Genomic DNA, 13,417 nt, shown 5'->3' with positions numbered 1-13,417 from the left:
CCGGGACGGCGCGCGGCGCCGGGGAGGCCGCATGAAGCCCATCCTCGAAGCCCGCGGCCTGACGCGCCGCTTTGCCGGGCTGGTGGCCGTGCACGACGTCAGCTTCTCGCTGCTGCCCGGCGAGATCCTGGGCTTCATCGGCCCCAACGGCGCGGGCAAGACCACGCTGATCAGCCTGCTGAGCGGCACCCTGGACCCCACCGAGGGCGAGGTCTGGTTCGACGGCCGGCGCATCGACCGCCTGGCCGCCTTCCGCCGCGCGCGCCTGGGCATCGGCCGCACCTTCCAGATCATGCAGCCCTTCCCCGGCCTGTCGGTGCTGGACAACGTGGCGGTCGGCGCCCTGTTCGGCCGCGGGCGGGGCCAGGCCAAACTCGCGCTGGCGCGCGAAAGCGCCCGCGAATGCCTGGACTTCGTCGGGCTGGGCCGGCACGCCGGCCACCGCGCCGAGGACCTGGGCGGCCCCGACCGCAAGCGCCTGGAGCTGGCCAAGGCCCTGGCCATGCAGCCGCGCGTGCTGCTGTGCGACGAGGTCATGGCCGGCCTGAACCTGGTGGAGATCGACGAAGTCATCGACATCATCCGCAAGGTGCGCGGCACCGGCATCAGCATCATCGTCATCGAGCACGTCATCAAGGCGATCCGCACCCTGTCGGACCGCATCATGGTGCTGCACCACGGCGAGAAGATCGCCGACGGCGCGCCCGACAGCGTGCTCACCGACAGCCGCGTCGTCGAAGCCTATCTCGGGAAGAAGCGCTCATGAACGCCACCACGCCCGCACCCGCCCCGCGGGACGCGCTGCTGCGGATCCGCGGCCTGTCGGCCGGCTACGGCCTGGTCGGGGTGCTGCAGTCGGTCTCCCTGGACGTCCGGCCGGCCGAGTTCCTGGCGCTGGTGGGCAGCAACGGCGCGGGCAAGACCACCCTGCTGCGCACGCTCTCGGGCCTGCTGCCGGTCCAGTCGGGCACCATCGAATGGGAAGGCCGCTCCATCGGCGGACTCACGCCCGACGCGATCTTCCGCCTGGGCATCGTGCAGGTGCCCGAGGGCCGCCAGCTCTTTCCGCGCATGTCGGTGCAGGACAACCTGCTGATGGGCGCCTACCGGCGCGACGACAAGGCGGAGGTGCGCGCCGACCTGGACAAGGTCTACGGCCTGTTTCCCCGCATGGCCGAGCGGCGGCGCCAGCTGGCCGGCAGCATGTCCGGCGGCGAGCAGCAGATGTGCGCCATGGCGCGCGCCCTGATGGCGCGCCCGCGCCTGCTGATGGTCGACGAGATGAGCCTGGGGCTGGCCCCGATCATCGTGGACCAGCTGATGGACAACCTGACGGCCATCCGCGACCAGGGCGTGACCATCCTGCTGGTCGAGCAGGACATCCACCTGGCGCTGGCGGCGGCCGACCGCGCCTACGTGCTGGAGACCGGCCGGATCGTGCGCGAAGGCCCGGCCCGCGACCTGATCGAGGATCCGGAATTGAAGCGGGCCTATCTGGGGGTCTAAGCCGCGTCGCGGACCGGCGGGGCGGGCTGCGCGACGGCCTCGGACACCACGTCGCGCGTCAGTTCCGGCGCCAGCATCTCCATCAGCACGTAGACGAAATCGCGCAGGAACACGCCGCGCTTGATCGCCACGCTGGTGGTGTGCCGGCCGAACAGGTGGCCGGCGGGCAGGCCGACCAGGCCCTTGTCGCGGCGCGGGTCGAAGGCCATGCCGGCGATGATGCCGATGCCCAGGCCGATGTCGGCGTAGGTCTTGATGACGTCGGCGTCGATGGCTTCGAGCACGATGTCGGGCTCGATCCCGGCCCGCTCGAAGGCCGCGTCGATGGCGCGCCGGCCCGAGAACGCCCGGTCGTAGGTGACGATGGGGTATTTGGCCAGGTGATCCAGCGACAGGTTGCGCGCGGCGCTGGAGGTCAGTTCGGTCAGGGGATGGTCGGGCGGCACCACCAGGGTGTGCTCCCAGGCGTACACCGGCAGGGCCACCAGGCCCGGGGTCTGGGCCAGGGTCTCGGTGGCGATGGCCAGGTCCGCCTGTTCGTGCAGGACCAGCCTGGCCAGGTGCTCGGGGTTGCCTTCGGCCAGGGACACGTGGACCTTGGGGAAGCGCGCGCGGAACGCCGGGATCACGCGCGGCAGCAGGTAGCGGGCCTGGGTATGGGTGCAGGCGATGACCAGGGAGCCTTCGTCGCGCTGGGCGAATTCGTCGCTCACCTTCTTCAGGTTGTCCACCTCGCGCATGATGCGGTCGATGACCGCCGACACGGCCTGACCCGGCTTGGTCAGGCCCTTGAGGCGCTTGCCGTGCCGCTCGAAGATCCGCACACCGAGCTCGTCCTCGAATTCGATGATGGCCTTGGACACCCCCGGCTGGGACGTGTACAGCGAACGGGCGGCTTCGGTCAGGTTGAAGTTGCGCCGGATCGTTTCGCGGACAAAACGGAATTGCTGCAGGTTCATGACGATGGCCCTATAGGAAGAGCCATTATATGTAATATAGAACCTGGTTCATATGATTTTTTGTTATTAGTTTAGGTTCCGGGGGCGGGAGGGCCCCGGACGGTGTCCTGGCGGCCTGCCGGACGGCATCCCGGGCCGGGCGCCGGGGGACGCCGGGCGCCTCCGGGCCGGCGCGCGCCGAGCGCACCAAAGAAAACTCCGGCGCGAAGGCCGGAGTGCTGGCCCGCGGCGCGAGCCTACTTCATCGAGATCGTGGTGTTGACCTCGCGCGGATGGGCCTGCCAGCGGGCGGTCACAGTCTTGGTCTGGGTCCAGAAGTAGACCGACTGGCGGCCGTTGGGGCCCAGGTCGCCCAGCTTCGAGGCGCGCGAGCCGGTGAAGCTGAACCAGGCCACCGGCACCGGGATGGGGATGTTGATCCCGACCTGGCCGACGTCGATGTTGTTCTGGAAGTAGCGGGCATGGCCGCCGTCCTGCGTGAAGATCGAGGTGCCGTTGCCGTTGGGATTGGCGTTGATGAACTCCACCGCCTCTTCCAGCGTGTCCACCAGCACCACCGACAGCACCGGCCCGAAGATTTCCTCGCGGTAGATGCTCATGTCGGGCTTCACGCCGCTGAACACCGTCGGCCCGACGAAGTTGCCCTTTTCATACCCGGCCACCTGGATGCCGCGGCCGTCGAGCAGCAGCTCGGCGCCTTCGTCCACGCCCTTCTGGATCAGGCCCTCGACGCGCTGCTTGGCGGCGGGCGAGATCAGCGGGCCCAGGTCCGCCTGGCGGTCGAGGCCGATGTTGACCTTCAGCTTGCGCGCGCGCTCGACGAAGTCGGGCAGCCACTTCTGCGCCTCGCCCACCAGCACCAGCACGGAGATCGCCATGCAGCGCTCGCCGGCCGCGCCGAAGGCGGCGCCCAGCATCGAGTTCAGGGCGGCCTCGCGGTCGGCGTCGGGCATGATGACGCTGTGGTTCTTGGCGCCCATCATGGCCTGGCAGCGCTTGCCGGCGTGCGAGGAACGGCGGTAGATCTCCGTGCCGACGCGGGTCGAGCCGATGAAGGACACGGCCTTGATGTCGGGATGGTCGCACAGGGCGTTGGCCACGTCCGCGCCGCCGTGCACCACGTTCAGCACCCCGGGCGGCAGGCCAGCTTCCAGGGCCAGCTGGGCCACCATCAGCGAAGCCGTGGGATCCTGCTCGGAAGGCTTGTAGACGAAGGTGTTGCCGCAGGTGACGGCGATGGGGAACATCCAGCACGGCAGCATCACGGGGAAGTTGAAGGCCGTGATCCCAGCGCACACGCCCAGGGGCTGGATGACCGAATAGACGTCGATGCCGGTGGCGGCATTTTCGGCATAGTCGCCCAGCTGCAGGGTGTGGGCCGACGCGGCGTGGTCCACGCCTTCCAGGCCGCGCGCGACCTCGCCCTCGGCATCCGGCAGGGTCTTGCCGTGCTCGCGGGAAATGGCCTCGGCGATCTTCGGGGTGTGTTCCCGCAGCAGCTGGGCGAAATCCACCATGATCTGGCGGCGCTTGGCCTGGCTGGTGTTGCGCCAGGTCTTGAAGGCCTCCTTGGAATCGGCCACCGCCCGCTCGACTTCGGCCGGCGTGGCGAAAGGCACCCGCGCGACCACTTCCTGGGTCGCCGGATCGATGACGTCGCGCCATTCCGTGGTTTCGGACTGGACGAGTTTCCCGCCGATCAGCAGCGGGACGCGTGGGATGTCGCTCATTAAAACCTCCTGGGTAGATTCGGTGAACGTCCGGTGACGTTCGTCAAAGTGGAACAAAGCGGAACAAAGCGGAAATCGGTATCGGGCCCGGGTCCGGTCCGGTATCGGCCCCGGGGCCCGGTTCAATGCTTGACCAGCGGGCAGGTCGAGGCCGACAGGGGCTGGAAGGCGTCCTGGGCCGGGATCGTGGCCACCAGCTTGGACAGGTCCCATTCGCCCTTGGATTCGGCGGGGGTCTTGACCTCGTACAGGTACATGTCGTGGATCACCCGGCCATCGGGACGGATCGAGGCATTGTGCATGATCGGATCCTGGATCGGGATCTCGCGCATCTTCGCCGCCACCGTGTCGCCCTGGGTGGAGCCGGTGGCCGCCACGGCCTTCAGGTAATGCCGCACGCTGGAATACACGCCGGCCTGCGTCATGGTGGGCTTCTTGCCCTGGTAGGCCTGGGCGAAGCGGTCGGACCAGGCGCGCGAGGCGTCGTCGAAATCCCAGTAGAAGCCGTCCACGTAGCTCAGGCCCTGGGCGTTTTCCAGGCCCAGCGCGCGCAGATCGGACAGGAACACCAGCAGGGACGCCAGGCGCTGGCCGCCCTTGACGATGCCGAATTCGCGCGCCTGCTTGATCGCGTTGACGGTGTCCTGGCCGCCGTTGGCCAGGGCCACGACCTGGGCGCCGGAGCTCTGCGCCTGCAGCAGGTAGGAGGCGAAGTCGGGCGCGTTCAGCGGATGCGGGACGGAGCCCTTGACCGTGCCGCCCAGGGCCTTGACCATGTCGGAGGCGCCCTTTTCCAGGGAGTGGCCGAAGGCGTAGTCCACCGTGATGAAGAACCAGGACTTGCCGCCCTTGTCGAACATGGCCTTGACGCCGCCGATCGACTGCGAATACACGTCGAACATCCAGTGGAAGCCCACCGGCGAGCAGTTCTTGTTGGTCAGGTCCGTGGTGGCCGGGCCGGAGAACATCACCACCTTGTTCTTTTCGCGTGCGATGTTCTGCACCGCCAGGGCCACCGCGGAATTGGTCAGGTCGGCGATCGCCGTCACCCCGTCGCGGTCGAACCACTCGCGGGCGCGCGCCGCCCCCACGTCCGCCTTGTTCTGGTTGTCGGCCGAGACCAGCTCGATCTTCATGTCCTTGCACTCGGCCTTCAGGCAGTCGTCGATGGCCAGCTGCGCGGCCGCCACCGAGCCCATGCCGCCCATGGACGCGTAGGTGCCGGACATGTCGGTCAGCACCCCGATCTTGACGGGCGGGGTCGCCGCCTGCGAAACGGACAGGGACATCGCGGTGGCGCACAGGGCCGCCGCCAGGGTGGGGGTGAATCTCTGCATGGTCTTGTCTCCGTTGTCGTTGGGGGTCCCGTGGACACGTCCGCGCGCCGCGCGCATGCCGGGCGCGTCCGGCGGGTCCGCAGGTCCGCCGTCTGCGCGGCGGGATGAGGAATAGGAAACCTCCGGACGGGTCTCGCGCCGCGTGCCTCGGCGCATCCGGGCAAAGGTTCCCTTGCTCCCTGGCCCAGTTTAGTTGTGTAAAAAACTTATTACCATCAAAATATTTGCACATTCGTTGACGATAATTGCACAAGGAAACGTGCAGGGGGAACACCATGGCCGACTGGGACGCGATCCGCTATTTCCTGGAAGTCGCCCGCACGCAGCGGGCCAGCGCCGCCGCGCAGCGCCTGGGCGTGCGGCACAGCACCGTCACGCGGCGCATCCGCGCGCTGGAGCAGGACCTGGGCGTGACGCTGTTCGAGAAATCCCGCGCCAGCGGCTACACCCCCACCGAGGAAGGCCTGCGCTTCTTCGCCCACGCCGAGCAGGTGGAAAGCACCCTGCTGGCGGCCCGCGAATCCCTGTCCGGCGCCGCCCAGATGCCTTCCGGCCACCTGCGCATCGGCTCCACGGAAGGCTTCGGCAGCACGGTCCTGACTCCCCTGATGGTGGATTTCCAGCGCCGCCACCCGGCGATGACGCTGGACATCATGCCGGTGCCGCGCTTCATCAGCCTGTCCAAGCGCGAGGCCGATATCGCCATCGCGCTCGAACGCCCCCAGCGCGGCCCCTACCTGTGCACCAAGCTGGCCGACTACAGCCTGCGGCTGTACGGCACCCGCGACTACCTGGCGCGCCACGCGCCGATCCGGCGCCAGGCGGACCTGGGCCGGCATACCTTCATCGGCTACGTGGACGAGCTGCTGTTCAGCGACCGGCTGCGCTACCTGGACGACCTGGTGCAGCCTTCGCGCGTGGTGTTCCGCAGCACCAGCGTGCTGGCCCAGTACCACGCCGCCCTGGGCGGCCAGGCGCTGGCGATCCTGCCCTGCTTCCTGGCGGCGCAGGACGAGCGCCTGGAGCCCGTGCTGGCCGACTCGATCCTGGTCACGCGCAGTTTCTGGATGTACTGCCACGAGGACCTGCGCCGCACGCGCCGCGTGATGGCCCTGTGGGACTACCTGAAGCAGGCCGTGGCGCTGAACCGCGACCTGCTGCAGGGCCGCGCCCGCGAACTGCGCACTCCCGCCGGCGACTGGACGCCGTCCTACGCCCCGGGGCGCCGCGCCGCGCCGGCGGCCGCCTGAGCCGCCCCGCGGGCGAACCTGCGCGCGAAGCGCACGTCCCGGGGGTCGCCGCGCGCGGCCGGCGGCCCGCGTCGGGCGGAATCCGGGTCGTCAGGCCGCCCGGATCCTGCGCCGCCTGGGCCGAGGCATGCGCAGGCGCCGCCACATCAGCCCCAGGCCCAGGGCCAGGAAGGCGACGTGCACCAGCCACAGGCCGACCCCGAACGACAGCACGCCGTTGGCGATCCAGCCGCGCGACAGATTGATGAGATTCATGTACAGCAGCGCCAGCAGGCCGGCGATCAGCAGGTCGCCCGAACGCCCCAGGCGCGGATTCACCGCCCCCAGCGGCAGGGCGATGAGGGCGAGGTTCAGCACCGCCAGCGGCAGCGACAGCCGCCACATCAGCTGCGACATGGATTCGGGGTCGCCCAGGGCGACCAGGTCCAGGGTCGGGCGCGCCTTGATCTGCTGCAGGGCCTCCTGGCGCCTGGCTTCCAGGGCTCCGGGGTCGGTGCGGCTCTCGATGCGCACGCCGTAGCGGTCGAAGTTCAGCAGCCGGATCTCGGGCGAGCCCGGCTTGAGATCGTAGCGGTGGCCCGGCCCCAGCACCAGGAAGCGGTCGCCGTTGGGCTCGGTGCGGATGGCGGCGCTTTCGGCCGTGACCACGCTGAGCCATTCGGGCTCGATGATGCGCGCCACCACCCGGCCCAGCTCGTCGTCCGGCCGGGTGGGCGATTCGGCGAAGAAGACCCGCCGCCCGTCGTCGGTCTCAATGAACTGGCCGGCCGAGACCTTGGACAGGTCGGAACGCTGCTCGAAGCGCTGGCGGTATTCGGCGATCTGGCCATAGGCCCAGGGCGAGGCGGACAGGGTCAGCACCGCCACCACGGCCGCCACCGGCAGGGCGAAGCGCATCACCGGACGCAGCCACTGGGCCAGCGACAGGCCGCTGGCGAACCAGACGGCCATCTCCGACTCGCGGTAGCTGCGCGTGACGGTGGTCAGCACCGCCACGAACAGGGACACCGACAGGATCACCGGCAGCGCGGTGATGCTGGAAAAGGCCGCCAGGCCCAGCACCACGTTGGCGCCGATGTCGCCGTTGGCGGCCTCGCCCAGCAGGCGCACGATCAGCACGCTCAGCCACACCACCAGCAGGGTGGAAAACACGATGCCCGCGTGGCTGGTGATCTCGGAAAAGACGGCGCGCTTGAACAATGTCATGGAAAAATGCGGAATAATGGACCGTCTGATCCCCGAATCCACCGGACCCAAGGAAAACGAATGGAATTTAGCACAACGACGTCGGCATCCCTGCACACGCTGAAGACCCAGGCCCTGGCCGTGGGCGTGTTCCAGGACGGCGTCCTGAGCCCCGCGGCCGAGGCCCTGGACCAGGCGTCCAAGGGCGCGATCCGGGCCATCGCCAAGGCGGAATTCGATGCCACCCCCGGCGCCATCCTGACGCTGCACGCCCCCGCCGGCATCGCCGCCGAACGCGTCATTTTACTCGGGCTGGGCGCCCAGGAACGCCTCCCGGCGGCCACCCTGGCGCGCGCCCACGAGGCCCTGGCCGCCTATTGCGTGCGCGCCGGCGTCGGTCACGCGGTCTCCACCCTGTGCGCCCTGCCCTGCGCCGACGCCGACGTCGCCGACTGCGCCCGCACGGCCGCGCAATCGGCCAGCGCCGCCACCTACCGCTACGACACCACCTTCAGCAAGCCCAAGCCCGCGGCCAAGCTGCGCGCCTTCGTCCTGCACCTGGGCCGCGGCCAGGCCGCCCGCGCGCGCGTCGGCCTGGACCAGGGCGCGGCCATCGGCGCGGGCATGAACCTCGCCCGCCTGCTGGGCGACCTGCCCCCCAACGTCTGCACCCCCACCTACCTGGGCAATACGGCGCGCAGCCTGGCCAAGCAGTTCAAGACCCTGAAGGCCGAAGTGCTGGACCAGAAAAAGATCGAGGCCCTCAAGATGGGCTCGTTCCTGTCGGTGGCGCGCGGCTCGGCCGAGCCCCCCGCCTTCATCGTCCTGCGCCACACCCCGGCCGGGGCCGCCGCCCGCAAGGCCGCCCCCATCGTGCTGGTGGGCAAGGGCATCACCTTCGACGCCGGCGGCATCTCGCTCAAGCCCGGCCCGGGCATGGACGAAATGAAATTCGACATGTGCGGCGCCGCCAGCGTGCTGGGCACGATGCGCGCCGTGGCCGAGCTGAACCTGCCGCGCGAGATCATCGGCATCGTCCCCAGCTGCGAGAACCTGCCCAGCGGCACGGCCAACAAGCCCGGCGACATCGTCACCAGCATGTCGGGCCGCACCATCGAGATCCTCAACACCGACGCCGAGGGCCGCCTGATCCTGTGCGACGCCCTGACCTACGCGGAACGCTTCAAGCCCGCCGCGGTGATCGACGTCGCCACCCTGACCGGCGCCTGCGTGATCGCCCTGGGCCACGTCAACAGCGGCCTGTTCACCCAGGACGAGACCCTGGCCACGGACCTGCTCGCCGCCGGCCGCCGGGCGCTGGACCCGGCCTGGCGCATGCCCCTGGACGATGCCTACCAGGATCTCCTGAAATCCAATTTCGCCGACATGGCCAACATCGGCGGCCGGCCCGCCGGCTCGGTGACCGCCGCCTGCTTCCTCTCGCGCTTCACCGGCAAGTACCCCTGGGCGCACCTGGACATCGCCGGCACCGCCTGGCACGAAGGCAAGCAGAAGGGCGCCACCGGCCGCCCCGTGCCCCTGCTGGTGAGCTACCTGCTGGGCCAGTGCCCGGCGCAGGCGCCCGCGGCCGCATGACCCGGGTGGATTTCGCCTACGGCGCGGCGCACCGGCTGCGCATGGCCTGCCGCACGGCGGCGCGCCACGTCGGCGCCGGCCGCCGGCTGCTGGTGTACTGCACCGACGCGCGCCGCCTGCAGCGCTTCGACGCCCTGCTCTGGGAATTCGAGCCGGCCAGCTTCATCCCGCATGCCCTGGCCGGCGATCCCCTGGCCGGCCAGGCCGATGTGGTCCTGGTGGCCGATGCCGAGACCCTGGCCGGCACGCCGCCCCTGGGCTGGCTGCTGAACCTGGACCTGGACTGCCCGCCGCGGGCCGAACGCTTCGAGCGCATCCTGGAAATCGTCTCCGGCCACGAGGCCGACATTCAGGCCGCCCGGCGCCGCTGGTCCCTGTACCAGCAGGCCGGCCACGAGGTGCGGGGCCACCGCCTGCCGGCCGACCACCCCGCCGTGGGGAACCATCCCGGCGGCTGAGTGTCCAAGTCCTTGAACCACCCCGTCCCGGCCTTCCGGGAGGGTGCCGGACGATGTCTTCCTCGCATGGACGATACCGTTCAGCTTGTTGTAAGATTGGAGTCATTCCAGCCGGCGTTTCGCGCCGGCCCCACGCACCACAGGAATCCGCCATCATGACCGACTTCCGCCACACGCTTCCCAACGCCGGCGCCTACGCCGCACCGGCCGCCGTCCGCAACCGCGTCCTGCGCAACACCTACTGGCTGCTCGCGCTGTCGCTGATCCCCACGGTCCTGGGGGCCGCCGTCGGCCTGTCCTTCGGCATGAACCAGGCCATGGCCACCAGCCCCGGCATCAGCACGCTGATCTTCCTGGTCGGCGCCATCGGCCTGATGTTCATGATCGAACGCAACAAGAACTCCTCGCTGGGGGTCGCCCTGCTGCTGGGCTTCACGTTCTTCATGGGCGTGATGCTGTCGCGCCTGCTGGGCCACGTCCTGGGCCTGGGCAACGGCGCCCAGCTGATCATGCTGGCCTTCGGCGGCACCGCGGCGGTGTTCGGCGTCATGGCCGCCGTCGCCACCACCACCAAGCGCGACTTCACCCATCTGCAGAAATTCCTGTTCGTGGGCGTGGTGCTGCTGCTGGTCGCCATGGTGGCCAACATCTTCCTGCAGCTCCCGGCCCTGATGCTGACCCTGTCGGTGCTGGCCATCGGCATCTTCTCGGCCTTCCTGCTGGTCGACCTGCAGCGCATCGTCCAGGGCGGCGAAACCAACTACGTCTCCGCCACCCTGGCGGTCTACCTGGACCTGTACAACATCTTCGCCAACCTGCTCATGCTGCTGGGCATCTTCGGCGGCAACCGCGAATAGCATCCAACCTCCCAAGCGGGCCCCGGCCCGCACGGCCGGTTCAGGCCGCGCCGCCTCCCGCAGGCGGCGAGGCCTTCAATTTTCTGATCCCCTCCGCGGCCACCAGGCCCACCGCGATCCAGATCGGCACGTAGGTCAGCCACTGCGCCGGGGCCACGGGCTCGCCCATCAGCAGGAACGCCACCCAGAACAGCAGCACGGGTTCCACGTAGCTCAGCAGGCCGAACAGGGACAGGGGCAGCATGCGGCTGGCCGCCAGGTACATCGACAGCGACACCGCGCTCAGCAGGCCCAGCACGGGCACCTGCAGGATCAGGCGCGGATGCGCGGCGAACAGGCGCACGGCCTCGGCCGCCTGGGCCTGCAGGATCACGACCGCCGCGGGCAGCAGGAAGAACATGTCGAACCACAGGCTGGTCAGCGCATCGACCCGCAGCCGGCGGCGCAGCATGAAGTACGGCGGATAGCCCAGGGCCACCAGCAGCGTGGTCCAGGACACCGTCCCCAGCCGCCACCATTCGTGCCCGACGCCCAGGGCGGCGAACGCCACCGCCCAGGCCTGCCAGGCGCTGAGCCGCTCGCGGTAGAACAGCCGCCCGACCAGCACCATCACCAGCGGCAGCAGGAAATAGCCCATGGACACGTTCAGCGCGTGACCGTGCAGCGGCGCCCACACGAACAGCCACAGCTGCACCCCCAGCAGCAGCGAGCACACGATCATGGCCGCCAGGAAGCGGCCGCGGGAGAAATCCCGGGCGGTCTGGCGCACCGCCCCCCAGCCGCGCGCCCGCTGCACCACCAGCGCCAGCATCGGCAGCCCCATCAGGATGCGCCAGGCGAACACGATGTCGCCGTCGAAGGGCTGCATCAGCGTGGCGTAGAAATACATGGTGGCGAACAGCGCCGAGGACGCCACCGACAGCAGAATGCCTTTTTTCATCGCGCGGCGGCCCGTTCAGTAGCGCTGCAGGTCCATCAGCACCTGGCGCGTGCGCAGGGGCGCTTCCAGCAGCTCGTCCAGGCGCTCGCGCAGCGCCTGGCGCAGCGCCGGCTCGGCGCCCGCCTGCTCGAAGTCCGGCATCGGGACGTCCAGCCCGTAGCCGGCCTGCTCCAGCAGCAGCCACTCGAAGCGGCGCAGCGCGGCGGCGTGGGGGCGGCCGCGCGCGCCGGCCAGGGCGTCCAGCGCGGCCTCGTAGGCGTCGAACACGCCCGGGTGCGGGTCCTCGCGCCCCAGCAGGCGCAGGATCAGTTCGTTCATGTACCAGCCCGACATCATCGCCCGGCCGTCGAGCAGCCGCACCGGGCCGGATTCGGCGCGCGTCAGCGTATGGACCTCGGCCGAGCCGGTCCAGGACAGCCACAGCGGCTGGAAGCCCACCAGCACCGCGCGCAGCGCCGAATAGGGGCGCTTGGCGCCCTTGGCCACCAGCGCGACGCAGCCGTGGTCGCGGGTGAAGGCCTGCACGACGAGAGAGGTTTCACGCCAGGGGCTGGCGTGCAGCACGTAGCCGCGCGCATCCAGGATGCGCTGGCCGCGTCTACTCATAGCCCAGTTCCCGCAGCGCCGCCTCGCGGTCGGACCAGCCCTTGCGGACCTTGATGTAGACGTCCAGGAAGACCGGCTTTTCGAGCAGCTTGACGATGTCCTGGCGGGCCTCGGTGGCGATGCGCTTCATGTGCTGGCCGCCCGCCCCCAGCAGGATGGGCCGGTGGCTGTCGCGCTCGATCACGATGCAGGCGGCGATGCGCGCGCCCTCGGCGTTTTCTTCCCACTGCTCGATGACCACGGTGCAGCCGTAGGGCAGCTCGTCGCCCACCAGGCGGAAGATCTTTTCCCGGATCAGCTCGGCGGCGAGGAAGCGCAGCGGCCGGTCGGTCAGGGTGTCGGGCTCGAACAGGTGCTCGCCCTCGGGCAGGTGGCGGGCGATCTCCCGCAGCAGGACTTCGAGCTGCACGTCGCGCAGCGCGCTGACCGGCACCACCGCCGCGTAGGGGAATTGCTCCATCAGGCGCGACACGTAGGCGAACAGGGCGTTCTTGTCCTTGAGGGCATCGACCTTGTTGACCGCCAGGATCACCGGACGGTTCTGCGGCAGCAGCGGCACCACGCCGGCGTCGCCCGCCGACCATTTGCCGGCCTCGACGACGTGCACCACCACGTCCACTTCCGCCAGGGCCTGGGTGACCACCCGGTTCATCATGCGGTTCATGGCGCCGCCGTGCCGCGTCTGGAAGCCGGGGGTGTCGACGAAGACGAACTGGTCGGGGCCGCGCGTGAGCACGCCGTGGATGCGGTGGCGCGTGGTCTGGGCCTTGCGCGAGACGATGGACAGCTTGGCCCCGACCAGGGCGTTGCCCAGGGTGGACTTGCCCACGTTGGGGCGGCCCACGATGGCGACGAAGCCGCAGCGGCTGGGGGGGGGAGCGTCGTGCGTGGCGGGAGCGTCGTTCATGTCTTCTGGTCCTGAGTCTGGCCCCGCGCCCGTGCCTGGGTCTGGACCTGTTCCTGGGCCTGGGTCTGAACCTGTTTCGGGGCCGG

13 protein-coding genes are annotated in these 13,417 nt (G+C 69.7%); 6 read left to right on the top strand and 7 right to left on the bottom strand.

The window, feature by feature from the left end:
• The first annotated feature begins 31 nt into the window (after positions 1-31).
• Positions 32-766 (top strand): ABC transporter ATP-binding protein, encoded by a 735-nt coding sequence (locus tag HNR28_RS15190; protein ID WP_043680934.1) that lies wholly within the window; start codon positions 32-34, stop codon positions 764-766.
• On the top strand, positions 763-1,506 hold the full coding sequence (locus HNR28_RS15185; protein WP_151025102.1) for an ABC transporter ATP-binding protein: 744 nt from the start codon (positions 763-765) through the stop codon (positions 1,504-1,506). Before HNR28_RS15190 ends, HNR28_RS15185 begins: the two co-directional genes overlap by 4 nt.
• On the opposite strand, the gene HNR28_RS15180 is transcribed toward HNR28_RS15185, so the two are convergent.
• From HNR28_RS15180 to HNR28_RS15170, 3 genes are all read right to left on the bottom strand, one after another.
• Positions 1,503-2,465, bottom strand: coding sequence for a CysB family HTH-type transcriptional regulator (locus HNR28_RS15180; protein ID WP_043680930.1), 963 nt, complete (start codon positions 2,463-2,465; stop codon positions 1,503-1,505). The two genes, HNR28_RS15185 and HNR28_RS15180, sit on opposite strands and share 4 nt — an antisense overlap.
• A 236-nt stretch (positions 2,466-2,701) precedes the next feature.
• The gene (locus HNR28_RS15175; RefSeq protein WP_043680927.1) at positions 2,702-4,195 is read right to left on the bottom strand and encodes a CoA-acylating methylmalonate-semialdehyde dehydrogenase; all 1,494 of its coding nucleotides are present in this window, start codon (positions 4,193-4,195) and stop codon (positions 2,702-2,704) included.
• Positions 4,196-4,317: 122 nt separating this feature from the next.
• Positions 4,318-5,532, bottom strand: coding sequence for an ABC transporter substrate-binding protein (locus HNR28_RS15170; protein WP_151025103.1), 1,215 nt, complete (start codon positions 5,530-5,532; stop codon positions 4,318-4,320).
• Positions 5,533-5,807: 275 nt separating this feature from the next.
• Between HNR28_RS15170 and HNR28_RS15165 the strand changes: the two genes are divergently transcribed.
• Entirely contained in the window at positions 5,808-6,782 is a 975-nt protein-coding gene (locus tag HNR28_RS15165; RefSeq protein ID WP_151025104.1) for a LysR family transcriptional regulator, read from the top strand.
• Positions 6,783-6,872: 90 nt separating this feature from the next.
• Here HNR28_RS15165 and lptF read toward each other — a convergent pair whose 3' ends face one another.
• Entirely contained in the window at positions 6,873-7,988 is a 1,116-nt protein-coding gene (gene lptF, locus HNR28_RS15160; RefSeq protein WP_151025252.1) for an LPS export ABC transporter permease LptF, read from the bottom strand.
• A 60-nt stretch (positions 7,989-8,048) separates the two neighbouring features.
• Here lptF and HNR28_RS15155 point away from each other — a divergent pair, with 60 nt between their 5' ends.
• The 3 genes from HNR28_RS15155 (at position 8,049) to HNR28_RS15145 (ending at position 10,878) form a co-directional block, all read left to right on the top strand.
• Complete coding sequence (locus HNR28_RS15155; protein WP_151025251.1) at positions 8,049-9,563, top strand: leucyl aminopeptidase; 1,515 nt, start codon at positions 8,049-8,051, stop codon at positions 9,561-9,563.
• Positions 9,560-10,021: a DNA polymerase III subunit chi gene (locus tag HNR28_RS15150; RefSeq protein WP_151025250.1), complete on the top strand. Its 462-nt coding sequence runs from the start codon at positions 9,560-9,562 to the stop codon at positions 10,019-10,021. Before HNR28_RS15155 ends, HNR28_RS15150 begins: the two co-directional genes overlap by 4 nt.
• Before the next feature lie 155 nt (positions 10,022-10,176).
• On the top strand, positions 10,177-10,878 hold the full coding sequence (locus HNR28_RS15145; RefSeq protein WP_151025249.1) for a Bax inhibitor-1/YccA family protein: 702 nt from the start codon (positions 10,177-10,179) through the stop codon (positions 10,876-10,878).
• 40 nt (positions 10,879-10,918) lie between these two features.
• On the opposite strand, the gene rarD is transcribed toward HNR28_RS15145, so the two are convergent.
• The 3 genes from rarD to era are packed head-to-tail and all read right to left on the bottom strand — an operon-like array spanning position 10,919 to position 13,331.
• The gene (rarD, locus tag HNR28_RS15140; protein ID WP_151025248.1) at positions 10,919-11,818 is read right to left on the bottom strand and encodes an EamA family transporter RarD; all 900 of its coding nucleotides are present in this window, start codon (positions 11,816-11,818) and stop codon (positions 10,919-10,921) included.
• 15 nt (positions 11,819-11,833) lie between these two features.
• On the bottom strand, positions 11,834-12,424 hold the full coding sequence (gene recO, locus HNR28_RS15135) for a DNA repair protein RecO (RefSeq protein WP_151025247.1): 591 nt from the start codon (positions 12,422-12,424) through the stop codon (positions 11,834-11,836).
• Complete coding sequence (era, locus tag HNR28_RS15130; RefSeq protein ID WP_151025246.1) at positions 12,417-13,331, bottom strand: GTPase Era; 915 nt, start codon at positions 13,329-13,331, stop codon at positions 12,417-12,419. The genes recO and era overlap by 8 nt, the downstream gene beginning before the upstream one ends.
• Positions 13,332-13,417 lie beyond the last annotated feature (86 nt).

The organism is Castellaniella defragrans (genome assembly GCF_014203015.1).
In the GTDB taxonomy this organism is placed as follows: Bacteria; Pseudomonadota; Gammaproteobacteria; order Burkholderiales; family Burkholderiaceae_B; genus Castellaniella; species Castellaniella defragrans.
Note: the sequence above shows the minus strand (reverse complement) of the source record. Positions and strands in the feature narration are given on the sequence as shown.